The organism is Streptomyces sp. SID5643 (genome assembly GCF_009872555.1).
GTDB classification, from domain to species: Bacteria; Actinomycetota; Actinomycetes; order Streptomycetales; family Streptomycetaceae; genus Streptomyces; species Streptomyces iakyrus.
Map to the genome: position 1 here is coordinate 23,115 of NZ_WWIC01000074.1, position 23,429 is coordinate 46,543.

Below are 23,429 nucleotides of genomic sequence, written 5' to 3' on the forward strand. Positions count from 1 at the left end.
CCGGTCCGCACCTTTCTTGAGAGAAGTGACAGGGGCGGGGCCCCCGTCTTTCTCAGACTAGGGGGAGCCACTGACAACGCCGGTCGGATTCACGGGTTGCCAACAAACCCCGGCTCTCCAGCATGCCCGACGCCACGTCCGACCATATAGCACGTGCTTTCGATTTACGGCACTCCTTCACCACCTTCACCCGAAGGAGTGGCGGAGCTAGGGTCAGCACCATGATTGATCACGCTCATGACCTGGCGTCTGTACGGGACGCGACGGAGCGGCTGCTGACCGCAGTCGGCAAACTGGACAACGCGTCTGTGACGCAGCCGTCACGGCTGCCCGGCTGGAGCCGTGGCCATGTCCTGGCCCACTTGGCGCGCAACGCCGATGCCCTGGTGAACGTGCTCGAAGGGCGCCCCATGTACGTCTCCGGCGAGGCCCGGGACACCGACATCGAGCGGGACGCCCCCCGCGCCCTCGACGTCCAGCTCGCCGACCTGCGCGAGAGCGCGGCCCGCTTCCAGGAGGCCGGGGACGCTCCCGCCGACTGGTCGCGCACGGTGGAGCTGCGCAACGGGGTCACGGACTCCGCGTCCCGGGTGCCGTTCCGGCGGTGGGTGGAGGTGGAGCTGCACCACGTGGACCTGGGGATCGGATACGAGCTGGAGGACCTGCCGGCGGAGTTCACCGAGCGGGAGATCGGCTTCCTCGCCGACCGGTTCGCCGGGCACCCCGACGTACCGGCCACCCGCGTCACGGACGGCACGCGCGCGTGGAGCACCGGACGGAGGCCGGACGGGCAGGGGTCGCAGGTGACGGTCACGGGTCCCCCGGCCGACCTGCTGGGCTGGCTCGCCGGCCGCCGCGACGGATCCGCGCTGGCCTCGGCCGGCGGCCCGCTTCCGGCGCTGCCGCCGCTATAGGCTGGCGGACATGACGTACAGCGGAGAGGTGACGGTCGGCGGACCGGCCGATGTGCACGAGCTCAAGGACCTGATGATCACCAAGATCGCGGTGGGTCCGATGAACAACAACGCCTATCTGCTGCGCTGCCGGGCCACGGACGAGCAGCTGCTGATCGACGCCGCCGACCAGGCGGACACGCTGCTCGGCATGATCGGTGGCGACGGCATCGCGTCCGTCGTCACCACCCACCGGCACGGCGACCACTGGCAGGCGCTCGCCGAGGTGGTGGCGGCCACCGGCGCCCGCACCTACGCGGGCCGGGAGGACGCCGAGGGCATCCCGGTACGGACCGACGTACCGGTCGACGACGGCGACACCATCCGGGTGGGACACGTGGAACTCACCGCCCGCCACCTGGTCGGGCACACACCGGGTTCGATCGCCCTCGTCTACGACGACCCGCACGGGCACCCCCATGTGTTCACCGGGGACTGCCTGTTCCCCGGCGGCCCCGGCCGGACAACACGACCCGCAGAGTTCAGCTCTCTCATGGGCGGCCTGGAGACCAAGCTATTCGACGTCCTGCCCGATGAGACATGGGTCTACCCTGGCCATGGCAACGACACCACCCTCGGCACGGAGCGACCCCACCTCGCAGAGTGGCGCGCACGAGGCTGGTGACCATTGAACGGGGTTCATCCTCTGGTTGTGGACATCGCGTTGGTCAAGTCAACTGAGACATGGACCCCTGCGACGGCGCCGCCATGGTCGCGGCGTACAGAACCGAATATGCGTGCCACGCCATGCGCCGGCGGTGGACAAAGCGAATCCGGTCCCAATCCTTCGGGGGGCCCAGCATCTCAACAGGGCGTACGAGCTGGGACGGCACCCTCACGCTCGACGGCGACGCCTACGCGGTCTACGCGGCCGAGGACCTACAACTCCGCATTAGCCGAACCACCTCCTTCACCATCGCGGAAGGCGGGGACCTCAGTTCAGGAACGCTGAGAAGCAAGGACGCCGCCCCGTTCGATTGACCGCCCTCGAGGGCGCGTGACCGCGCGAACGGTCGCCTATCGCCTTGATCTGACGGACAACCCCGAGTGGCGTCAGCCCTCCCCCGCACACAGACGGTCGGAGCGTCGGCACCAGGGTCCGGCGCTCGTCGTGCTCGATCGCCTCGACCACGACGCGCTCTGTCTTTGTGGCGGACCAGCGGCGATCTTTGTCGTAAGGCAGGAAGCGGCCGGTGCCTGCGGCGTCGAAGACGGCCGCGAACAGGTCGGGCAGGGGGTTGCCATGGTGCACGGGCCCGAGAGTCGGCACGTACGGCACCGGCATGACCGGCTCGATCCAGTCCCAGCGGAAGCGCTGTCCGGACGCTATCGGCGCTGGTCGCGGCGGCGTTCGGTAACGCTCGCCCTCGCGAGAAGGCGCCAGGTTCCCTGGCCAGCTGATTCGCGAAGTGTGTTCGGCCAACGGCCAGTCCGCACTCCCATGGTGCCGCGGCCGAGCGAAAGCGGGAACCGGACCGACCACGAGGGCCAAGGGCACGCCGTCCACCCGACCGCCGTGCCCCGCGTTCCGGCCAGATGCGCAGCACGACGTCCTCGTCGGCGGGGACCGGGCTGGTCACGAGGGCGATGCCGGGCGGTTGGGGGTCGTCATTCCTGCGCGGCCTCGACCTGCCGGTTCCAAGGACTGATCACGGCCGTTTGCTGCTGGTGACGACCCTGATGGTCAATCCGGCGTTCCTGCGCAGTGCGGAGAGGTCCGGCGTGGTCCCGTCGAGGTGCTCGATGGTGAGCTCGGTGAGCGAGGGGAAGACCCGCGCGAGATCTTCGGTGGAGCCGCATCTGCGCACCCTTCTCAGGGTCAGATGGCGTATCCCCGGCAGAGTTCTGCGTTCCACGGGCTTGCCCGTGACGAGCAGCTGTTCGTCGAACTCCGGCAGGCCGAACGGGACCGGGAGCCTCAGCGAGTCGATGGCGAAGTCGAGGCTGCTCAGAGCCGGGGCGCGCGAGGCCGCCAGGAGCACCGAGAGGGCGTCGCAGTCGTCCTGCACGACGAGTGCGCGCAGGGCGGGCCATTCCGACAGGTCGTTGATCACGGTGGTCTTTTGGCTCGCCACCGTGAGCCTCTCGACCGTCGGGTGCCCGGAGGGCAGGGGGATGTTGCTGTCGAGGAGGGGGCCCATCACCGACAGGGAGGTCAACCGGTCGAGTCGCCGCAGATGGGCCAGCTCGGACTTCTCGATCTCGAAGAGCTCCAGGTCGAGCGAGTCGAGCGGCAGTCCCTCGAGTGCGGACAGCTTTCTGACCCGCGGGCAGCCCGACAGCGATAGGGAGGACAGCCCGGACAGCTTGCGGACGAAGGAGAGATCGTGCAGCAAGGAGTTGCCCGACACTATGAGCTGCCGAATGCCGCTGTGCGGCAGAATCCTCGCGAGCTCGGCATCGCCGGCGTGCAGATCGAGGGTCACCAGGCCGGGGGGACCGCAGTGCCGCAACGCCGACGCCATGGCGGTGTTGACCACGATCACCGTCTCGTTCTCCAGCGACATGTGCGCGAGGACCTCACGCGCGTAGTCCTCCTCCGGGTAGCGCGGCCACGCGTTGATCAGCAGGTGGCGGACGGCGGGTGAGGGGTGCCGGGCGAACCGGCGCAGCAGCGGCAGGGAGGCGGCACCGCCGATGTCTCGGGCCAGTTGGACGACGGCCATGGCCTCGGTGTCGTCCAGTTCCTCCGGGCCGGGCGCCAGATCGAGGACGTAGGAGCCGAGTGAGGCGAGCTTTGCGGCCGCGGTGGCGTCGGAGGGCGGGAGCAGTGAACGGATACGGTGCGCGATCCGCTCCCGCACCTCCTCCTCCAGCACCACCGCGCTCAGCGCGCACCGGGCCGCTAGCACGTGGATGTCGCCCCGCGTCCGCGGGTCCACGGCGGTGTCGCCCCTGTCGATCAGCCCCTCGATGAGCCTACGGATCTCGCCTCGGTTGCAGTGGCCCACGGCCAGCAGGGTGATGTCCTGCCACTCCTCCTTGTCCGCGTTCCGCAGCAGCTCGCCCAGGCCGTCGCTTTCCTGGATCTCCTTCGCCGCCAGATAGTCCTGAAAGGTGCGGTGGATGAACTGCACGGCGCTCTCGCTGCGTTCCTGGAGCAACCCGCTGCGGTTGAGCAGATGCGTCAGTACGGCCTCCGGGGAGCCCTGGTTGCGTACCCGCGGCATGCCGCGCATGGCGAGTTCGATCTGATGCAGTGCCTGGGCGGGGCTGAACTCGGCGTATCCGCCGCGGGCCAGCCAGGCCGCGATCCGCTGGAGCAGTTGCTGGTGCTCCTCGACCCCGAGGACGATGCCCTCCGGTGCGCCGACCCTGCGCAGAGTGTCGCGGCTGCCCAGCAGCATGGTGAGCGAGGCATTGTAGAGCGACCAGCGCGTCTCCGGCAGAAAGCCCCTTCGGCGCCGGTGCAGCGCGCAGATGACGGCTGCCAGCAGGGGGCTGCGGGAGAGGTGGAGCAGGGTCGGATTGTGGGCCAGCTCCTGTTCCAGACCGCGTTCCAGGTCGCGGAGGTTCTGGTCCTCGGTGGCGGCCCGGTGGGTGTCGCGGAAACCCGCGCACTCGAGGCGGGCGGCGGCATGCCAGGCACGGGAGAACGCCAAGACGTCCTCGTCGCGCATGGGCAGGAGCCGCAGTTCCTCGAAGCCCTCGGCGCTGAGCCAGTCGGCGGCCACCGCGAGGGGGCGCACGGTGACGAGGCAGCGGTTGTGCGGGTACATCACCAGCAGGTCGGTCAGGCGGCGCCGGGCCTCCTCCCGGTCGGCCGGCGGAACCTCGTCCATGCCGTCAACGAGGAGAAGGGCCCGGCCCGCCTCCAGGACACGACGGGCCCACCCTTCGGGGACCCCGTCGATCTGCAGCTCCGCAACCGTGGCGAGCTCATGAGGCTTGGGGAAGGCCATGCCTCGGGCGGGCAGGCTGCGCATGGGGACGACGAAGGGCACCAGGTGGTTCAGTTCGGCGAGCTCGTGACCGAGCGCACCGCAGGCCGCGTGCGAGGCGAGCCACCAGACCAGGGTGGTCTTGCCGGCGCCGGCCTCGCCGCGCAGCACGGTCCGCGGGCGATCGGCGAGGAGTTCGTTGATCCGGCGCGGCGCGGCGACCGACCGGTTCAGGGCGGCGTTCTCGTGTGCCTCCGGCGCGGAGATCGCCTCCAGGCTCAGATACGCCGTGTCGAGGTCCCAGTTGGTCTCCGTGGTGCCCAGTTCGTCGATGCCGAAGATCTCGATCTTGCGGTAGCGGGCGCGCAGGGCGTGTCCGTAATGACGTTCGAACTGTTCGTCGCGGCTGTGATCGCCGGCTGTCACCGACTCCACGACCGGCGGGATGTGGCCCGGTTCGGCTCCCACCACATGGTGAGGGAAGCCCGGTGCCCGGAGCACCTGCTCCACCGGGACCGCCTCAACGCGTCGGTGGCCGCGTCCCTGCGGTATCTGGGTGACCACACCGATCAGCACCGCGCCGGCGAACACGGGCGCACCAGACAGCCCGGCCAGGGGTGACTCGCCGGGCGCGGGGTCGGCCACCGGCGCCCGGTCGAACTCGACGACGAGCGTGGATCTGATCCGTCCCGCCATGGGCAGCACGGTGCCCGTGAGCTGGTCGTACTCCAGATGACCGGTGGGGCCGAACCGCTGCACGGCGGGAAAGCCGACGACCTGGCAGCCCGGCAGCGGGTCGGGCGCGCCGAGGGCGCCCCAGCGGAGCCTGGGCAGCTCCCAGCGCTCGGGGTCCACCAGTTCCTCACCGGTCAGCAGCAGGGCCACGTCGCTGTCGTCGTCCCGCCACACGGTGCGCGCGGGCAGGGGCTGTTCGCTCTGCGGATGTACGGCGCGGATCCACTCCCGGTCCCACAGCACATGCGCACTGGTCAGAACGAGCCGGGGAGTCAGCATGACGCCGGTGCCCTGCGAGCCGGCCAGGATCGCGACGGTCCGGTCAACTGCCGAACGCAGCATCACGGCGCGGGACGGGTGCCACGGCCGAAGGTGTCGGCGCTGCCCTCTGTCTCGTTGCGGATCTTCAGCGGTGCGCCGCTGCCGGCGTCCCGCGCCCGCAGGGTGAAGGAAACCTTGTGGGTACGGGTGTTGCCGTACGCTGCGTCCGCGGCCGCGTCGACGACCCAGGCCCGGACCTTCGACCCGGCCTTGGCCTCCTTGCGAATCTCGACGGTGAACTCCATCTGAATGTCCCCCACTTCGAAAACGACGTCCTGCCCCGTGGAGCGCCGTGCCGCTGTCAGCAGCTCGTCGCGGATGCTCTGCACGGCGTCCGCGAGCTCGATGTGGGGGTCGTTCGAAGTGCCCATGGAGTTTCCCTCCCGTAACGCGTCATGGGGCCGGCCCCCGAAGGTACCGGCCCCATGGGGGACGCGCCCGCCGTGTTGACAGAGTTCTTACCGGCACCCCCAGTTCGTCCCCCAGGCGCACCCATACATCGCGCTTGGCCACAGCGTCATCACTCCTGCCCGAGCTGATCGGCTGTGACCCCGTAGTAGTTATGCGACCCGGTTAGGTCGCCGTGCTTTCAGCTCAGTCGGTAGCCGACGAGCGCGAGACCAGCAGCCTCCGCACGGTGCTGGTAGGCACGCAGCCCCGGGGCACCGAGAGGGTACAGGTTGGCGGGCGTTGCGGTGCCAGTGGCTGGTGAGCGCTGGAGTCGGGGTCGAGGTCGGCCGCGAGTTCGGCGTCGCCGGAGGCCGGGGAGAGATGGGGCCGTCGAGGTGGGCGAAGACAACGGCGGTCCAGTCGGCCGCGCGGTGGATGCCCAGCAGCTCCGGGGCCGGGGCACCGGGCGGCAGTGCGCCGAGGACGGTGGCCTGAAGGAGGTTGGCGTCGGTCAACGGGTCGTCGTCTGCGGTGGCTTTCGAAAAGATGAACAAGGTGAACACATCGTCGGCTGAAGCTGCGGCGGGGCGGGTGTTCTGGCGGTCTGGATCCTCGGCGGTGGCCGGCCTGGACCCGACCATGTCCGCGGGCACCCCTGCGGGCCGCATGCGGGCACCTGCCTCGGTCAGAAGCCGTTTGGCGGTTGACCGACTGATCCCGTGCCGGTCGAAGACAGCCTCGACGGATGCGCCGTCCTCGTACTCCGCGCGAAGCTCGGCGGCGCAGGACCCGGCTGTTTTCCTACGAGGACGGGCCTGTGACTGTCACCGGCGAGGCGCGCCTGTCCGGCCAAACCGTCCATCTCACGCGCCTCGAAGTCCGGTCCACCGACCCGGCCGGAGCGCTGAGCGCTGTCCAGGTCAAGGGGCTTCCGGTCGGGCGCATCATGAGTTCCCTGTAGACGCTGCTCGCTCTCGACGAAGGCCGGCTCCCTGCCAGGTCCGCAACTCGACGCAAGGAACCCGGGAGCCCGTGCCGCGGGGGGGCGCCCCGCCATCACCGACGATCTGTTGCGGCAGCTCGCAGAGGCGTACCTGAAGGAGACCGCCGATGAGGCACCGTCTGGCCCCCTGGCGCGAGTGGCGGCTCGGTTCGACCGGCCGACGGAGACGATCTGCACCTGGCTCGCCCGAGCCCGCAAGGAAGGATGGCTCGCCCCTGCGGTGAAAGGCCGCGCCGGAGGCGAACCCGGGCCCAAGCTGCTCGTTTACCGCATGGCTCGCGATGCCGGCATGGGCGGCACCTGAAGTCGGGCTACACATTCCCGACGATGAGACCGATGCGCAGCGAGAAGCTCGCGAGCACCGCATGCACGACTTCAGTGAGGCCAGCGGCAGGCTCTGGGACGAAATCCGCGGGCCCGGCAAGGCGTAACCCTGCCGGGCCGGTTTCGGTTCCCGCGTGCTCAGCTGTCCGTCCGCGCCCACTGAAGCGCAATGGTGGACTCATACCCCGGGCCGCGCCGCGCCACCGGGTACACCTTCAACCTCAGTCCCAAGCCGTCCAGGACCCGCCGCTTCTGCGGCACCGCGAGAGCCTCCCACGCCTCCCCGGCGCGCGGCCCTACGAGGCCATCGAACGCATCCAGGTCGAACGTCGGCCGCAACCGGCGCGCCTCGCCCGAAGCCTCCGTGATCTGCTTCGCCAGCTTCGCCGTGATACGCCGCAGCTGCTCACGGGTGATGACCCCGTCCGCGTAGTCGTCCGCCGCCGCCTCCTGCCGCGCCTTCAACCCTTCAGCCCGGTCGAGAGCCGCCAGGGCCGCCGAATCGTCGCCCCGAAAGACATCGGCCGCCTCCGGCCGCGACAGCACCCCCACTACGACGCGCCCCACGTACCGGTCGAGGGCTTCCTCGTTCCGGCCGACGCAGCCGCTCGCATCGCAGATGTACGTCGGCTGCTTCCGACCCCGCTTCGCGTTCCCTCTCGGCGCGACCCGGAACACCGCCCCGCACGGCCCGCACGTCGCCACCTCACCCCACGTCAGCAGGTGCTTCCGTGCACCGGGTAGCTCCCGCACGTCGGCCCGCTCCGCGAACAGGTTCCGTAGCTGCGCGTACTGCTCGTCCGTGATGAGCGCCGGCCGGGCCGCCTTGTACTCGACGCCCTGGTGGACGCGAAGCCCCACGTTCGCCGGCCGCAGCGCCAGCTTCTTCACGCTGGTCTTGTTCCACAGCGACCCGTCCGCGTTCTGCCCAACAGCCCGCCGCTTGAGCCGCATCCCCGCACGGGGCGCAGGCGCCCCACGGTCGTTCAGGTCGGCCGTGATCCCGATGAGGCTGGCTCCGGACAGCAGGCGCTGGACGATGTCACGGACTACGCCAGCTTGTACGGGGTCCTCGACGTCATGGAAGCCGCAGACCTGGCCGCGGGCGTCGTACTCGTACTGACGCCGCCACCCGTACGCCACTGCCCCGTTCGCCCGGCCCTCCTGGGCGCGCTCCAGGGCAGCGCGCGCCACGCGCTCAGACTTGACCTCGGACTCGGCAGTGTCGGACTCGCCAAGGTTGGCGAGCTGCGACCGGTCCGACGCCTTCGCCATGTTGAACAGGCCGCCCGACTCGAACGCGACCCAGTACCCCGCGTGCCGCAAGTCCTCGATCGCTTGCGCGCGCTCCACACGGCGCCGCCACACGCGTGACGGGTGGTAGCCCGCGACGATTACCCGGACACCGAGTTACCGGGCGGCCCCAACGGCGTCGGCCATCAGCCGGTCGTACTCGGGGCGTTCATCGCCCGAGTGGGCGGAGACGTCGTTCTCGATGTACTCGCCGCCTGCCTCCCAGCCGTTCTCCTCGGAGAACGTGCGCAGGTCGCTCATCTGCCGGCTGACGCCCCGTCGGCGGTGGCGGGGGTCCTCGGAGATCCGCGCGTACAAGAAGACGAGGGTACGGCGCGGGAGCGTCTTTGTGTTCACGAGAGGGAACCCCAGGGATTCTCCGGCGATGTGGGCAACATCAAAGACCCGAAGGCGTTCGCCCGTCTCCTCCACGACGTCGAGACCAAGATCTTCGACGCCCTTCCGGACGAGACCTGGGTCTACCCGGGGCACGGCAACGACACGAGTCTGGGCGCGGAGCGCCCGCACCTGCCGGAGTGGCACGCGCGCGGGTGGTGAGGCATGTGCCCCGTGTGAATCGTTCGCACCTGCCGGTGTCGCGCACGCGCTCCCCTCGAAGCTGATTGCGCAGTCAACTGATGGCAGCCCCGCGCAGGACGACGGCCCCTGGGCGGATGGGCCGCCGGCCTGTCGATCCCCGCCCTCGGCCGGCGGCCCCGGCGCATGCCAACACGGCCGCACCCCGGGTGTGTTCACGAGACTGCAACACCCGTTCCCACTATCCGGACATGTGGCGTCGTGACCTCGACAGACGGGCCTGTCGGCTGTCAATCTCCCGCCATGCATCCTGCCCCGCGCACTCTGCGCCGCGCTGCCGTCGCCGTCGTCCTCCTCACTGCCGCCGTGAGCTGCGCTCCGCAGCCCGAGGAGTCAGGCAAGCCGTCGTCGTCCGCCGGAAGCACGTGCGAGAAGGGCGCGTTGGCCACCCGGACCTCGGGTCGGCTGACGATAGCCACCGACGAGCCCGCCTACGAGCCGTGGTTCAAGTACGGCAAGCCCGCCAACGGCAAGGGTTTCGAGTCGGCGGTCGCCTACGCCGTCGCCGACCGGCTCGGTTACGCCAAGGACGAGGTCGTCTGGCAGACCGTCCCCTTCAACAAGGCATTCGCACCCGGTGAGAAGACCTTCGACTTCGACATCAACCAGGTGTCCATCAGCGAAGAGCGCAAGAAGGCCGTGGACTTCTCCTCCGGCTACTACGACGTGCGCCAGGCCGTCCTCGCGCTGAAGGGCTCCAAGGCCGCGAAGGCGAAGAGCATCGCGGAGCTGAAGAACGTGAAGCTGGGCGCGCAGGTCGGCACCACCAGCCTCGCCTCCATCGACGACGTGGTGCGGCCCACGCAGCAGGCAGCCGTCTACGGCAAGAACGACCAGGCCAAGTCCGCGCTCAAGAACGGCCAGGTCGACGCGATCGTCGTCGATCTGCCGACCGCGTTCTACATCACCGGGGCCGAGATCACCGACGCGACGATCGTCGGCCAGTTCGAGCAACAGGGCGGCACGCCGGAGCAGTTCGGCCTCGTGCTGGACAGGGGAAGCGCGCTCACCTCCTGCGTCTCGCGGGCCGTGGACAGCCTGCGCGAGGACGGCACGCTCGCGAAGATCGAGCAGCAGTGGCTGTCGGAGGCCGTCGACGCGCCGGTGCTCAAGTGACGCTCGACAAGGAGGAACTGGGCTCCGGCGAGCGCGACGCGGCGGACGACTACGTCCCGTCGCAGCGGCGCCGGGACCGGGAGCGGTACCAGCGCGCCCGCGCCCGGCGCGCGACGGCGATCGGCGCGCTCTCCACCCTCGTCACCGCGGTCGTTCTCTACCTGGTCGTCATCAGCGCCCCGGGCTGGCCGCGCACCAAGGAGACCTTCTTCGACCCTGGGTACGCGCGCGAGGCGCTCCCGAAGGTCCTGGAAGGGCTGTGGCTGAACGTCCGGCTGCTGCTGATCTGCGGTGCCGCCGTGCTCGTCCTCGGCATGCTGATCGCCGTCGCCCGCACGCTGCGCGGTCCGGTGTTCTTCCCCCTGCGGTTCCTGGCCGCCGCCTACACGGACTTCTTCCGGGGGCTGCCGCTCATCATCAATCTGATGATCGTGGTCCTCGGCGTCCCGGCGCTGCGGTTGCAGGGCGTGACCGTCGACCCGGTGCTGCTCGGCGGCACCGCGCTCACTCTGACGTACTCGGCGTACGTGGCCGAGGTGTTCCGCGCCGGCATCGAGTCCGTACACCCCTCGCAGCGCGCCGCTGCCCGCTCGCTGGGGCTGAGCAACCGGCAGGCGCTGCGGTACGTGGTGCTCCCGCAGGCGGTGCGCCGCCAGGTGCCGCCGCTGCTGAACGACCTGGTGTCGCTGCAGAAGGACACCGGACTCGTCTCGATCGGCGGTGCGGTGGACGCCGTACGGGCCGCCGACATCATCGTGGGCCGCAGTCTCAACTACACGCCCTACATCGTCGCGGGGCTCGTCTTCGTCGCGCTGACCATCCCCATGACCCGCTTCACGGACTGGGTGACCGCGCGGATGGACCGCCGACAGGCCCAGGGAGGAGCCATATGAGCCAGACCCCCGTGCTGCGCATGGAGTCCGTCCGCAAGACCTTCGGCGGCTCGGTCGTCCTGCGGGACGTCGATCTGGAGGTCGCCCCGCACACCGTCACCGCGCTGATCGGCGCCTCCGGCTCCGGCAAGTCCACCCTGCTGCGGTGCGCCAACCTGCTGGAGGAGATCGACGACGGGGCGATCTGGCTGGACGACGAGGAAGTCACCGACCCGCGGGCCGACCGGGACGCCGTGCGGCGCCGGATCGGCGTGGTGTTCCAGGCGTACAACCTGTTCCCGCACATGTCGGTGCTGGACAACATCACGCTCGCCCCGCGCCGTGTGCACGGTGTGTCCCGGGCCGAGGCCGAGGCACGCGCGCGGGAGCTGCTGGAGCGGCTGGGGCTCGGCGGGAAGGCGGAAGCGTATCCGGACCGGCTGAGCGGCGGCCAGCAGCAGCGGGTGGCGATCGTGCGCGCCCTGGCCGTACGCCCCCGGCTGCTGCTGCTCGACGAGATCACCGCCGCCCTCGATCCCGAGCTGGTGGGCGAGGTACTCACCGTCGTCCGTGGTCTGAAGGACGAGGGCATGACCATGGTGCTGGCCACCCACGAGATGGGCTTCGCCCGGGAGGTCGCCGACCAGGTGTGCTTCCTGGAGGGCGGCGTGGTGCTGGAGCGCGGCACCGCCGAGCAGGTCTTCGGGGATCCGCGGCAGGAGCGCACGCGGCGCTTCCTGCGGCGGATCGTGGAGGCGGGGAGGCTGTAGGAAGCCGCCGGGCTCAGGGGGCCGCGCGGCCTGCAAGGGGGCTGCTCGGCCTGTGAGCCTGTAAAGAGAGGCCGCGCGGCCTGTAAGGGGCGCCTGCCATGGTCGGCGGGCCTTGCCCTCACCCACTCACGCGTCCGCCGTGCCCGCCCCCGCCAGCGCCGCGACGCGCTCCACACCGAACACGTACCCCTGCACGCCGCAGCCCGCGATGACCCCGTCGGCGCGCAGCGAGACGTACGAGTGGTGCCGGAACGTCTCGCGCTGGTGGATGTTGGAGATGTGGACCTCCAGCACCGGCAGACCGTCACAGGTGTTGAGGGCGTCCAGGATGGCGACGGAGGTGTGCGAGTAGGCACCGGGGTTGATCACGATGCCGCAGTGGTTCAGCCGCGCCTCGTGGATCCAGTCGACCAGCTCGCCCTCGTGGTTGGACTGGCGGAAGTCGACGGTTCCGCCGTGCGCTGCCGCCGCCTTGGCGCACAGGGCCTCTACGTCGGCGAGGGTGTCGGAACCGTAGATCTCCGGCTGGCGGTGGCCGAGGAGGTTCAGGTTGGGCCCGTTGAGGATCATGATCGGGGCGTGGGCCAGGGTGCGGGGCACGGTTCCTCCGGTCCGTTCAGGGTCGGGCGGCCAGGGCGGACCGCCGCTCACAGCCGGTCTATCACGGTGCGCGGGCGGATATCGTCCCGGTGCGTGCACGGGTCACGCCGTGCGCCGGCCGATACGTCCCGGTGGGCGGGCCGGATTTATCACGGTGCGCCGGCAGCCCGCCGGGCCTTAGCCTCCCGGTATGACGAGCCCTATCAGCCCGGCCTATCCTCCTAAGCCGTCCGCCGGCGACCGCATCGCCGTGATCTCGCCCTCCTCCGGTCTGCCGGGGCTCTTCCCGCTCCCCTACGAGCTGGGCCTGGAGCGCCTGCGCAAGGAGTACGGGCTGGAGCCGGTCGAGTATCCGGCGACCCGCACGATGGGCTCCACGCCGAAGGAGCGGGCCGACGACATCCACGCCGCCTTCGCCGACCCGGGCATCAAGGCGGTCATCGCGTCGATCGGCGGCGACGACCAGATCACCGTGCTGCCCTACCTCGACCGGGAGTTGATCCGCGCCAACCCGAAGCCGTTCTTCGGGATGAGCGACAACACCAACCTGCTCGCGTTCCTGCGCACCTGCGGCATCGTCGGCTTCCACGGCGGGAGCGTGATGTGCGAACTGGGCCGCCCCGGAGCCATGCACCCGCTGACCGCCGAGTCGTTGCGGGCGGCCCTGTTCACCTCCGGTCCGTACGAGTTGCGGCCCGCCGAGCGGTGGCGTGACATCGACCGGGACTGGGCGGACCCGGCGACGTTCGACGCCGAGCCGGAGACCCGCCCCGGGTCCGGCTGGACCTGGGTGAATTCCGAGCGGGTGGTCGAGGGCCGCAGTTGGGGCGGCTGCGTGGAGATCCTCGCCTGGCTGCTGATGGCCGACCGCGAGATCGCGCGCGACCTGTCCGAGTACGACGGCGGCGTGCTGCTCCTGGAGACCTCGGAGGACATGCCGAGCTCCAGCGAGGTCTTCACCACGCTGCGGAGCATGGGCGAACGCGGCCTGCTGGGGCGCTTCCCGGCTCTGCTGGTGGGCCGGCCGAAGACATGGTCCTTCGAGCGGCCCAACACCCCGCAGGAGGCCGCTCGTTACGCGGCCGACCAGCGGGAGGCCGTCCTGCGTGCCATGCGGACGTACGCCCCCGACACGATGGTCGTCTTCGACGTGGACTTCGGGCACACCGATCCGCAACTGGTGATCCCGTACGGGGGGACCGTGCGCGTGGACGGACCCGCCCGGCGCATCACGGTCACGTACTGAGGGCCCCCAAGCCCCCCGCGCGCCCCCGTAACCGGCTGTCACGGTGGGTAGTTGACGCGGCATGCACGACGTACGCACCGTGAGAACCCCCTCCATGCCGCGCCTGGCGGCCGCCTCGCTCGCCGGCACCGCCATCGAGTTCTACGACTTCTTCGTCTACGGCACTGCGGCGGCCCTGATCCTGGGGCCGCTGTTCTTCCCTACCTTCTCGCCGGTGGCCGGGACACTGGCCGCCTTCGCCACCTTCGGGGTGGGCTTCGTGGCCCGGCCGCTCGGCTCGGTGCTCTTCGGGCACATCGGGGACCGGCGCGGGCGGCGGCCGGTCCTCGTCGCCTCCCTGCTGCTGACCGGGGCCTCCACGGTCGCGGTCGGGTGCGTGCCGACGTACGACTCGATCGGCGTGATCGCCCCGCTGCTGCTCCTGGTGCTGCGCTTCCTCCAGGGGCTCGGACTCGGCGGCGAGTGGGGCGGCGCGGTGCTGCTGGCCGTGGAGCACGCGCCGGCCGAACGGCGCGCCCTGTGGTCGAGCTTCCCGCAGGTCGGGCCCGCACTGGGGTTCCTGCTCGCCAACGGCGTGGTGCTGGGCTTGTCCTCGACGCTGACCGAGGCTCAGTTCGCCGCGTGGGGGTGGCGGGTGCCGTTCTGGGCGGCGGGGGTGCTGGCCGTCGTGGGGCTGTGGCTGCGGTCGTCGCTCACGGAGAGCCCCTCCTTTCTCCAGATCGACGACCACGCGCGCGTGCCGCTCGCCGAGGTCGTCCGCAACCACTGGCGGACCCTCCTGCTGACCGGCGGAGGACTCGCGATCGGCTACGCGATCTTCTACGCGGTGACGACCTGGTCCCTCGCCTACGGGACGGAGCAGCTCGGCGTGAGCCGCAGCGTCATGCTGACCTGCATCATGGGCGCGGTACTCGTGAAGGGTGCGCTGACCCCTTTGATGGCGCTGCTCGGGGACCGCTGCGGCCGACGGCCGCTGTGTCTGGCCGGGTGCGCGGCCGCCGCTCTGTGGATGTTCCCCATGGTCGCGCTGCTCGCCACGGGGGCGCCGCTGCCGATGTTCCTCGGCTTCCTGGGGGCGATGCTCGCGTTCATCACCATGTTCGCCGTGATCGCCGCGTATCTGCCGGAGCTGTACGAGCCACGGGTGCGCTGCACCGGTGCCGCCGTCGGCTACAACCTCGGCGGGGTCGTGGGAGGAGCGCTCACACCGATCGTGGCGACGGCCCTGGCCGAGCAGGGCGGGCGGGTGCCGTGGGGCGTGGCCGCGTATCTGACGGCGATCGCGCTGCTGAGCCTCGGGTGCTTCGCGTTGCTGCCGGAGACGCGCCCGGTGCGCGTGGGTGCGGCTGCGGAGGCTCCAGCGGGGTGAGCCGAGGTGGGGTGGCGCTGATGCCCTGGCCTCTGGGTGCCGGCGTCGCCCGGCTGCACATGGTCGCCCATCTGGGCGGGTGCGCGCCTTCGGGTTGATCGCCGGGGCAGGTGCGTGCCTAAGGGTTGATCGCCAGTTCCAGGTACGCCGCGAACAGCACCAGGTGGACCCCGCCCTGGAGCGGTGTGGCCCGGCCCGGCACCACGGTCAGCGAGGCGACCACCACGGTCAGGGCGAGCAGCACCATGTGGGTGGCGCCCAGGCCGAGGACCAGGGGGCCGGAGAGCCATACCGAGGCGAGGGCGACGGCGGGGATGGTCAGTCCGATGCTGGCCATGGCCGAGCCGAGGGCGAGGTTGAGACTGGTCTGCACCCGGTCGCGGCGGGCGGAGCGCAACGCGGCGATGGTCTCCGGGAGCAGCACCAGCAGCGCGATCACCACGCCGACCACGGCCTGCGGCAGTCCGGCCGCGTCCACCCCGGACTCGATGGTCGGCGAGACCCCCTTGGCCAGACCGACCACACCGATCAGGGCGAGACCCAGCAGTCCCAGGCTGATCAGGGCGGCACGGGCGCTCGGCGCCTCGGCGTGCTCCTCTTCGGTGATCACCTCTCCGTGGCGGGTGATCGGCAGGAAGTAGTCCCGGTGCCGCCGGGTCTGTGTGGTGACGAACAGCCCGTACAGGATGAGCGAGGAGAGCGCCGCGAAGGTCAGCTGGACGGTGGAGAACTCCGGCCCCGGCTTGCTGGTGGTGAAGGTCGGCAGGACCAGGCTGAGCGTGGCGAGAGTCGCGACGGTCGCGAGTGCGGCGCCGGTGCCTTCGGGGTTGAAGACGGCTGTGCCGTGCCGCAGCGAGGCGACCAGCAGGCACAGGCCGACGATGCCGTTGCATGTGATCATCACGGCTGCGAAGACCGTGTCCCTGGCCAGGGTCGCGCTCTTGTCCCCGCCGTCGATCATCAGGGTCACGATGAGGGCGACCTCGATGATCGTGACGGCGACGGCGAGCACGAGGGAGCCGAACGGTTCCCCGACCCGGTGGGCCACCACTTCGGCGTGATGCACTGCGGCCAGGACGGCGCCCGCGAGGACCAGCGTCACCAGCACGACGATTCCCGCCGGCAGGTCACGCCCCCAGGTGAAGACCAGCAGCACGGCCGCGAGCAGGGGAATCAGAGTCGTCCACTGCGCCGTGAGCGGCCTGCTCCGAGCGGTCATGCCGTGATCGTCGCAGACGTGAAGGGGCCCGGCGTCGCGGTCACGCGACGCCCCTGAAGCTGTGCCGCGGGATTACTCGAGGTCACGCGCGTCCACGAGGTCGCAGTTGGTGAACACCCGCTCGTTGAGGGAAAGGGCGTCCAGTCGCTCCGCCATCCGGCTGGTTTCGGGATCGTCACTGTTACGCATGGCCTCCTCGAACGATGCGAACTCGATGACCGCAAGAAAGCGGTTGGGCCTGTCCCGGTCCCTCAGGAGCATGCTGCGGGTGGGACCGCCCGTCCGGCCGGCTGAGCGCTGCCCGGCTTCCTCGATCACCTGCTGCATCTCTGCCAGGCGGTCGGTCTCGAAATCGATGATCTGCACGAACTTCACGGTGCCTCCAGCCGGCCTCCGCGTTCCCCGGGGAGGGAACGCACCCAGGACCAAGCAAGCACCAGGAGCGGTGGTCGGCAATTCGCCGAGCACCGCTCCTGAGCATGATTCTCCTTGATCCGATGCGACCGGACGGGGTCAGACGTCGATGCTGTCCTTGGTGGCGCCGTCGCTCCTGCCCTGCGCCGCCTCGGCGGCCTCCTGCTTCCTGGAAGCGCGCAGGCTGGTGATCGTGGTGACGATCAGGACGGAACAGATCACGCCGAGCGAGACCGGAATGCTGATCTCGGGGACGTGCACCCCGGACTCGTGCAGCGCGTGCAGCACCAGCTTCACGCCGATGAAGCCCAGGATGATCGACAGTCCGTAGCTGAGGTGGACCAGCTTCTTGAGCAGGCCGCCGATGAGGAAGTACAGCTGGCGCAGACCCATCAGGGCGAACGCGTTGGCGGTGAAGACGATGTACGGATCCTGCGTCAGGCCGAAGATCGCGGGGATGGAGTCGAGGGCGAAGAGCACATCGGTGGTACCGATGGCCAGCATCACGACCAGCATCGGGGTCATGACCCGCTTGCCGTTCTCCTCGATCCACAGCTTGGTGCCGTGGTACCGGTCCGCCACGCCGAAGCGGCGCTCGGCGGCCTTGAGGAGCTTGTTCTCCTCGAACTCCTCGTCCTCCTCGTCGGCACGGGCCTCCTGGATGAGCTTCCAGGCGGTGTAGATCAGGAACGCGCCGAAGATGTAGAACACCCAGGCGAAGCTGGCGAGGATCGCCGCACCGGCGGCGATGAAGATCGCCCGCAGGACCAGGGCGATGAGGACACCGATCAGCAGCACACGCTGCTGGTACTGCGACGGAACCGCGAACTTCGCCATGATCAGGACGAAGACGAAGAGGTTGTCGACGCTGAGCGACTTCTCGGTGATGAAGCCGGCGAAGAACTCACCGGCGGGCTGACCGCCGGCGAACAGGAGCAGACCGAAGCCGAAGAGCGCGGCCAGGACGATCCAGACGATCGTCCAGATCCCGGCTTCCTTGATCGAAACGTCGTGCGGCTTGCGGCCGATGAAGAAGTCGACCGCGATGAGGGCGGCGAGGCCCACGATCGTCAGGACCCATAGGGTCATGGAAACATCCACTGCGCCTCCGGCAGTCGTAACGGCAAATGTCAGCGTCGTCGCTGCCGGAGGTCTCTTCCACCCAGAGATGGGCCGACGCCCCGGGATCTGGCCTGATCCGTATTGACGGGTACGCCGCAGCAGACAGGGAGTACTCCCCTCCGTGCCGTCAACAGTACCCGTTCACCAAGAACAGGTAAAGCAATCGGCAAAAGAAGAACCAAAAGCCCTGGTCGGAGGGCTTTACATGAACTTGGTACGGGCGGTGGCCACCCGGGAGAGCACCTGCTGGAGGACCTGGCTGCCGGGCGGCACGAGCGACGGCTCGTACGTCCACGCGTGACCGACCCACGGGTCGGCGAGGTGGTCGTCGGCCACCGGGGTCAGTCGCAGCAGCGAACGCCACAGCGGGTCGAGCAAAGGCCCGTATCCCGAAGACTGCTCACGGTCGGCCACCATCATCAGATGGACGCCGAAGGCGGGGCCCTCGTCGGCGAGGTAGCGCAGCTGGTTGACGGCCCGGTCGTCGAAACCGTGCGGGAAGTCGTTGACGATCAGGAGCTGCTGGGAGGTGTCGAACCCGGGCGGGAGGGAGTCGGCGGCGCCGCCCCGGACCGCCATCTGCACCAGGTCGACCCGCTGGGTGAGCCGGCCCAGCACGTCCGCCACCCCGGCGGCGCCGAGGGCGGGCGGGGCCGCGAGCACCCCGGTCTGCACGAGGGGTGCAAGCGGCTGTGCCCCCGAGCCGGCCGGGTCGATGACGTGGACGGTGAATTCGCCCGCCGGGTAGACGGCGAGCAGCCGGGCCGCGTGCGCGACCGCCGTCTCCATGGCGAGACGGCTCATGGCGTGGGAGTCGGTGGACGAACCGTCGGACGATCCGGCCGGTCCGCTGTCGATCCACAGGCCGCGCTCCAGCGGCAGCCGGACCAGCATCGGGATGCGGATCCTGTCGGCCTCGGGGAGGTGGAGGTCGCCCAGCCGCAGGGCCATGGGGATCTCCATCGGCACCCGGTAGGCGTGCCACGCCGGGTTGTCCCAGCGGGCGTACGCCGGTGGCAGTGCCGGTTCGACGACGTCGGCCTCGGCGGCGAGCTGGGCGAGGTCCCGGTCGAGGGCCTCCCGCGCCTGGGCGACGAGCTGGGCGTGCCGGGCCCGGGCCGCCTCGCGGGCGGCGTCGCCCTGCCCGCCGATGCGGCTGCGCGGGTCGGAGAGAACCTGCTCCAGTTCCTTGTCCATGCGTGACTCGGCGAAGTCGACGGCACTGCGGTAGGCGGCGGTGGTGCGGGCCAGGTCCTCGAACATGCCCCACACCTGGTTGTAGAGCCGCTCCTCCATGGACCAGCCGGTCGCGTCGCCCGCGACGGGCTGGGCGGGCTGTCCGGGTGCGGCCGGGGGCGCGGCCGGCGGAGGCGGGGGCGGAGCGGCGTTCTGACGGCGTGGGTGGCTGTAGTCGATGGGGCCGGCGGCCGTGGGCGCGGACGGCTGGGGGACGGCGTCAGATTCCGGGGCGGAGCCGGGATACGGCGGCTGCTGGGGTGCGGGCTGGCCAGGGCCGCCGGGCGTCTGGCCGCTGTACGGCGACACCGGTGGCACGGGGCCCGGCTGAGGCGCGGTGCCGCCCTGGTCCGGGCCGAGGGCAGGCGCCGCCGTCTGCCGGGAGCGGTCGCCGTCCGCCGTGCGCGGCGGGGGCGCCTGCACCGAGCGGGCCAGCCCCTGGGACACGGCGTCGTCGATGCTGCCGGCGAGCTGGTGGGCCTGGGACAGCTGCTGGTCGGCGAGGAGTTCGGCGAGGCCTCCCGCGTAGCCCTGGCCGACGGCGCGCACCTTCCAGGCACCCTGCCGGCGGTAGAGCTCCAGGGCGACGACGGCCGACTCGGCTTCCAGACCGGTGATGGTGTAGCTGGCGACCTCGCCACCGTCGAGGCCGGTGACGGCGACGAAGGGGGCCGCCACCGCGCCGAAGCGGACCGGCCCTGTCCCGCCGACGGGCAGGGCGAGCAGCACGCTCACCCGGTGGACGGCCTCCGGCACGGCGTCCAGGTCCACCGCGAGGCGATGGTCGGCGGCGGCCTGCCGGGGGACCTCGAGACCCGGCTGGGCCGGTGCGCCCGGGTGGGCCACCCACTCCTCGCCGTGGATCCGGCCGTTCTCGTCACCGAGCGCGGCCACGGCCACGATCGGCGTACCGGCCGAGATCCGGATCTCCAGACGGGCCTGGGAGAGCGGATGGTTCTGCCCCCGCACCAGCTCGGCCGTCATCGCCTTGGTCCCCCTGTGTCGTTGTGTGGAGTCGGGTGCTGCTCCCCGAGCCCCGCGACTGCGGGGCCCGGGTGCGCTCAGAGCACCGGCAGGATCGTCGGCATCAGGTCCTGGAACGTACGGCCGTTGGCCGGGTTGCCCAGGGCCGTCATCGTCCAGCCCTGGCCCGTGCGGTGGACCTTGGCCATGATCTGGGCCGTGTACTGGCCGCCGCCGGCGAGCGTGTAGCGGGCGAGCTCCTGGCCGTTGGTCTCGTCGACCAGGCGGCAGAACGCGTTCTGCACCTCCTGGAAGGTCTGGCCGGTGAAGGAGTTGACGGTGAAGACGATCTGGTCGATGTGGACCGGGACCCGCGCGAGGTCGACGAGGATCGCCTCGTCGTCGCCGCCCTGACCGACACCTCCGACGAGGTTGTCACCGGTGTGACGCACCGAGCCGTCGTCGCTCACCAGGTGGCGGAAGAAGACGACGTCGACCGGCTGCTTGTCCGCGAACAGGACGGCGGAGGCGTCGAGGTCGATCTCCCGCGTGCGCGAGCCGAACAGGCCGCGCCGGGGAGCCGCCTGCCAGCCGAGACCCATGCGAACCGCGGTCAGACTGCCACCGTCGTTCTTCTGCAGACTGATGGCCTGACCCTTGGTCATGTTGACGGTCACGCGCTGATTCCCCTCTCGAACGTCCCCTGTTGCCGCGTAGTCGCGGTTGACCAGAACCCTACGCAGGGGCACTGACAGCGACGTACCCCGCTCCGCACTTTGTGTCGGTCTTGCAACACTGCGCGTGCGCGGCACGCTGTCAGGCCAGGCCCGCCTCCTTCATCTGACGCAGTTCCTTCTTCATCTCGGAGACCTCGTCGCGCAGCCGGGCCGCGATCTCGAACTGGAGCTCCGCGGCGGCAGCCCGCATCCGCGCGGTGAGTTCCTCGATCTGCCCGGCCAGTTCGGCCGCGGGGCGGTCGGTCGGCACCGTCTCCTCGGCCTTGCTCTTGCCCCTGCCCTTGCTGGACTTGGCCGCCCCGGCCGCCTTGCCGAGCGAGGGCACAGGCGCCTTGGTGCCTCCGCCGTCCTTCTTCGCCTTGCGGTAGCCCGAGCCGAGCAGCTGCTCGGTGTCGATGTCCTCGCGGGCGATCTGGGCGACGATGTCGTTGATCTTCTTGCGGAGCGGCTGGGGGTCGATGCCCCGCTCCGTGTTGTACGCGATCTGCTTCTCGCGGCGCCGGTTCGTCTCCTCGATGGCCTTCTCCATCGCCGGGGTGATCTTGTCGGCATACATGTGGACCTGACCGGAGACGTTGCGCGCGGCGCGGCCGATGGTCTGGATCAGGGACGTGCCGGAGCGCAGGAAACCCTCCTTGTCGGCGTCCAGGATCGCCACCAGGGACACCTCGGGCAGGTCGAGGCCCTCGCGCAGGAGGTTGATGCCGACCAGGACGTCGTACTCGCCGGCGCGCAGCTCACGCAGCAGTTCGACGCGGCGCAGGGTGTCGACGTCGCTGTGCAGGTAGCGCACCTGGATGCCCAGCTCCAGGAAGTAGTCCGTGAGGTCCTCGGCCATCTTCTTGGTGAGTGTGGTGACCAGGACGCGCTCGTCCTTCTCGGTGCGCTGCCGGATCTCGTGCACCAGGTCGTCGATCTGGCCCTCGGTGGGCTTGACGACGACCTCCGGGTCGACGAGGCCGGTGGGGCGGATGATCTGCTCGACGAAGCCGTCCGAGCGGGACATCTCGTAGTTGCCCGGGGTGGCCGACAGATAGACCGTCTGACCGATGCGCTCCTGGAACTCCTCCCACTTCAGGGGGCGGTTGTCCAGGGCGGAGGGCAGCCGGAAGCCGTGGTCGACGAGGGTGCGCTTGCGGGAGGCGTCACCTTCGTACATGGCGCCGATCTGCGGGACCGTGACATGGGACTCGTCGATGACGAGGAGGAAGTCGTCCGGGAAGTAGTCCAGCAGGGTGTTGGGCGGGGAGCCGGGTGAGCGGCCGTCGAAGTGCATCGAGTAGTTCTCGACGCCGGAGCAGCTGCCGATCTGGCGGAGCATCTCGATGTCGTACGTGGTCCGCATGCGCAGTCGCTGGGCCTCCAGCAGCTTGCCCTGCTTCTCCAGCTCCGTCAGGCGCTCGGCCAGCTCCTTCTCGATGTCGTTGACGGCCCGCTCCAGGCGCTCGGGGCCGGCGACGTAGTGGGAGGCCGGGAAGACGTAGAGGTGCTCGTCGTCGCTGATGATCTCGCCCGTGAGCGGGTGCAGGGTGGACAGCGCCTCGATCTCGTCGCCGAACATCTCGATGCGGACGGCCAGCTCCTCGTAGACCGGGAAGATCTCGATGGTGTCGCCGCGGACGCGGAAGGTGCCGCGGGTGAAGGCCATGTCGTTGCGGGTGTACTGGATGTCCACGAAGCGGCGCAGCAGCTCGTCGCGGTCGATCTCCTCGCCGACGCGCAGGGGGACCATGCGGTCCACGTACTCCTGCGGGGTGCCGAGGCCGTAGATGCAGGAGACCGAGGCGACCACGACGACGTCGCGTCGGGTGAGCAGTGAGTTGGTCGCGGAGTGGCGCAGGCGCTCGACCTCCTCGTTGATCGAGGAGTCCTTCTCGATGTAGGTGTCCGACTGCGGGACGTACGCCTCGGGCTGGTAGTAGTCGTAGTACGAGACGAAGTACTCGACGGCGTTGTTCGGGAGCAGCTCGCGGAACTCGTTCGCCAGCTGGGCGGCCAGCGTCTTGTTCGGCGCCATCACGAGGGTGGGGCGCTGGAGCTTCTCGATCATCCACGCGGTGGTGGCGGACTTGCCGGTGCCGGTCGCGCCGAGCAGCACGACGTCCTTCTCGCCCGCCTGGATGCGCCGGGCGAGGTCGGCGATGGCCGTCGGCTGGTCGCCGTTCGGCTGGTAGGGGCTGACGACCTCGAAGGGCGCCACCGTGCGTTCGATCTTTGAAACGGGCCGCATGGGATCCACCGTACGACCCCGCACTGACAACGGGCTCT

At 70.0% G+C, this 23,429-nt stretch carries 20 protein-coding genes and 1 pseudogene; 10 read left to right on the forward strand and 11 right to left on the reverse strand.

Annotation, left to right across the window (positions count from 1 at the left end; translation table 11 throughout):
* The first annotated feature begins 221 nt into the window (after positions 1-221).
* Together GTY56_RS08955 and GTY56_RS08960 are read left to right on the forward strand one after the other, a co-directional pair.
* The gene (locus tag GTY56_RS08955; protein WP_161364218.1) at positions 222-914 is read left to right on the forward strand and encodes a maleylpyruvate isomerase family mycothiol-dependent enzyme; all 693 of its coding nucleotides are present in this window, start codon (positions 222-224) and stop codon (positions 912-914) included.
* A gap of 10 nt (positions 915-924) precedes the next feature.
* Positions 925-1,578, forward strand: a complete 654-nt coding sequence (locus GTY56_RS08960; RefSeq protein WP_161364220.1) for an MBL fold metallo-hydrolase — start codon at positions 925-927, stop codon at positions 1,576-1,578.
* A gap of 1,024 nt (positions 1,579-2,602) precedes the next feature.
* Here GTY56_RS08960 and GTY56_RS08965 read toward each other — a convergent pair.
* Together GTY56_RS08965 and GTY56_RS08970 are read right to left on the reverse strand one after the other, a co-directional pair.
* Positions 2,603-5,911, reverse strand: coding sequence for an NACHT domain-containing protein (locus tag GTY56_RS08965; RefSeq protein ID WP_161364223.1), 3,309 nt, complete (start codon positions 5,909-5,911; stop codon positions 2,603-2,605).
* Complete coding sequence (locus GTY56_RS08970; RefSeq protein ID WP_161364224.1) at positions 5,911-6,261, reverse strand: trypco2 family protein; 351 nt, start codon at positions 6,259-6,261, stop codon at positions 5,911-5,913. Before GTY56_RS08970 ends, GTY56_RS08965 begins: the two co-directional genes overlap by 1 nt.
* A 414-nt stretch (positions 6,262-6,675) precedes the next feature.
* Here GTY56_RS08970 and GTY56_RS08975 point away from each other — a divergent pair, with 414 nt between their 5' ends.
* Entirely contained in the window at positions 6,676-6,855 is a 180-nt protein-coding gene (locus tag GTY56_RS08975) for a hypothetical protein (protein WP_161364226.1), read from the forward strand.
* A 242-nt stretch (positions 6,856-7,097) separates the two neighbouring features.
* Positions 7,098-7,241 (forward strand): hypothetical protein, encoded by a 144-nt coding sequence (locus GTY56_RS08980; protein WP_161364228.1) that lies wholly within the window; start codon positions 7,098-7,100, stop codon positions 7,239-7,241.
* Between the two features lie 504 nt (positions 7,242-7,745).
* Here the strand turns inward: GTY56_RS08980 and GTY56_RS08985 are convergent.
* Positions 7,746-8,960: a recombinase family protein gene (locus GTY56_RS08985; RefSeq protein WP_161364230.1), complete on the reverse strand. Its 1,215-nt coding sequence runs from the start codon at positions 8,958-8,960 to the stop codon at positions 7,746-7,748.
* A 57-nt stretch (positions 8,961-9,017) separates the two neighbouring features.
* The gene (locus tag GTY56_RS08990; RefSeq protein WP_161364232.1) at positions 9,018-9,257 is read right to left on the reverse strand and encodes a recombinase family protein; all 240 of its coding nucleotides are present in this window, start codon (positions 9,255-9,257) and stop codon (positions 9,018-9,020) included.
* 18 nt (positions 9,258-9,275) lie between these two features.
* On the opposite strand from GTY56_RS08990, the pseudogene GTY56_RS08995 reads away from it, so the two are divergent.
* The 4 genes and pseudogenes from GTY56_RS08995 to GTY56_RS09010 form a co-directional block, all read left to right on the forward strand.
* Positions 9,276-9,458 (forward strand): annotated as a pseudogene (locus GTY56_RS08995) (MBL fold metallo-hydrolase); the annotation flags it as partial.
* Positions 9,459-9,740: 282 nt separating this feature from the next.
* Positions 9,741-10,613, forward strand: coding sequence for an ABC transporter substrate-binding protein (locus GTY56_RS09000; protein WP_161364236.1), 873 nt, complete (start codon positions 9,741-9,743; stop codon positions 10,611-10,613).
* Positions 10,610-11,506 (forward strand): ABC transporter permease subunit, encoded by an 897-nt coding sequence (locus tag GTY56_RS09005; protein WP_161364238.1) that lies wholly within the window; start codon positions 10,610-10,612, stop codon positions 11,504-11,506. Before GTY56_RS09000 ends, GTY56_RS09005 begins: the two co-directional genes overlap by 4 nt.
* On the forward strand, positions 11,503-12,255 hold the full coding sequence (locus tag GTY56_RS09010) for an amino acid ABC transporter ATP-binding protein (protein WP_161364240.1): 753 nt from the start codon (positions 11,503-11,505) through the stop codon (positions 12,253-12,255). The genes GTY56_RS09005 and GTY56_RS09010 overlap by 4 nt, the downstream gene beginning before the upstream one ends.
* 126 nt (positions 12,256-12,381) lie before the next feature.
* Here the strand turns inward: GTY56_RS09010 and aroQ are convergent, their stop codons facing one another.
* Positions 12,382-12,855 carry a type II 3-dehydroquinate dehydratase gene (aroQ, locus tag GTY56_RS09015; protein ID WP_161364242.1) on the reverse strand — a complete coding sequence of 158 codons (474 nt, stop codon included), beginning with the start codon at positions 12,853-12,855 and terminating at the stop codon, positions 12,382-12,384.
* 190 nt (positions 12,856-13,045) lie between these two features.
* On the opposite strand from aroQ, the gene GTY56_RS09020 reads away from it, so the two are divergent.
* Together GTY56_RS09020 and GTY56_RS09025 are read left to right on the forward strand one after the other, a co-directional pair.
* On the forward strand, positions 13,046-14,101 hold the full coding sequence (locus GTY56_RS09020; RefSeq protein WP_161364244.1) for a S66 family peptidase: 1,056 nt from the start codon (positions 13,046-13,048) through the stop codon (positions 14,099-14,101).
* A 94-nt stretch (positions 14,102-14,195) separates the two neighbouring features.
* A complete protein-coding gene (locus GTY56_RS09025; RefSeq protein WP_161364318.1) occupies positions 14,196-15,470 on the forward strand; it encodes an MFS transporter in 1,275 nt (424 codons plus the stop codon).
* A 118-nt stretch (positions 15,471-15,588) separates the two neighbouring features.
* Here the strand turns inward: GTY56_RS09025 and GTY56_RS09030 are convergent, their stop codons facing one another.
* The 6 genes from GTY56_RS09030 to uvrB all read right to left on the reverse strand — a co-directional run bounded on the left by GTY56_RS09030 (position 15,589) and on the right by uvrB (position 23,391).
* On the reverse strand, positions 15,589-16,689 hold the full coding sequence (locus GTY56_RS09030; RefSeq protein ID WP_161364246.1) for a calcium:cation antiporter: 1,101 nt from the start codon (positions 16,687-16,689) through the stop codon (positions 15,589-15,591).
* 72 nt (positions 16,690-16,761) lie between these two features.
* Complete coding sequence (locus GTY56_RS09035) at positions 16,762-17,064, reverse strand: hypothetical protein (protein ID WP_161364248.1); 303 nt, start codon at positions 17,062-17,064, stop codon at positions 16,762-16,764.
* Between the two features lie 138 nt (positions 17,065-17,202).
* Positions 17,203-18,204, reverse strand: coding sequence for a TerC/Alx family metal homeostasis membrane protein (locus GTY56_RS09040; protein WP_161364250.1), 1,002 nt, complete (start codon positions 18,202-18,204; stop codon positions 17,203-17,205).
* Positions 18,205-18,426: 222 nt separating this feature from the next.
* Positions 18,427-20,445, reverse strand: a complete 2,019-nt coding sequence (locus GTY56_RS09045; RefSeq protein ID WP_161364252.1) for a TerD family protein — start codon at positions 20,443-20,445, stop codon at positions 18,427-18,429.
* Positions 20,446-20,522: 77 nt separating this feature from the next.
* Positions 20,523-21,101, reverse strand: a complete 579-nt coding sequence (locus tag GTY56_RS09050) for a TerD family protein (protein WP_161364254.1) — start codon at positions 21,099-21,101, stop codon at positions 20,523-20,525.
* Between the two features lie 139 nt (positions 21,102-21,240).
* The gene (uvrB, locus tag GTY56_RS09055; RefSeq protein WP_161364256.1) at positions 21,241-23,391 is read right to left on the reverse strand and encodes an excinuclease ABC subunit UvrB; all 2,151 of its coding nucleotides are present in this window, start codon (positions 23,389-23,391) and stop codon (positions 21,241-21,243) included.
* Between the last annotated feature and the right edge of the window lie 38 nt (positions 23,392-23,429).